Annotated in this window: 1 tRNA gene; it reads left to right on the forward strand. The window is 69.3% G+C overall.

Features of this window, described 5'->3' with window-relative positions:
• Window positions 1-206 precede the first annotated feature (206 nt).
• Window positions 207-297: transfer RNA gene (locus RM844_RS33355), tRNA-Ser, on the forward strand.
• Window positions 298-381 lie beyond the last annotated feature (84 nt).

Genomic DNA, 381 nt, shown 5'->3' on the forward strand with positions numbered 1-381 from the left:
GGCCGACCGCTCCCGCACTCCCGACCGACGGAGGCCGAAGCCCCCACGCCTCTCTAACGCGCCTCCCGCCCGGACGTTGCGCCACCACGCCGTAGTGCTTTGCCCTGGCCCCCGCATGGCGAGTAACGTGGTCGCCGATTGGTGGCACGACGTTCGACTGTGTCATCATCTGCACGCACCACTCGCGTCCGCGCGAGGTGTGTGGAGGAGGCGTCGCCTAGTCCGGTCTATGGCGCCGCACTGCTAATGCGGTTTGGGTCTTAAAGCCCATCGAGGGTTCAAATCCCTCCGCCTCCGCTCCACCCCGAAGCCCCGTGTCCCTGGCACGGGGCTTCGGCCGTTCCCGGCACGGGACGACGCGGGACGGCTCGGGACGGCTCG

Source organism: Streptomyces chisholmiae (assembly GCF_031845445.1).
Taxonomy (GTDB): domain Bacteria; phylum Actinomycetota; class Actinomycetes; order Streptomycetales; family Streptomycetaceae; genus Streptomyces; species Streptomyces chisholmiae.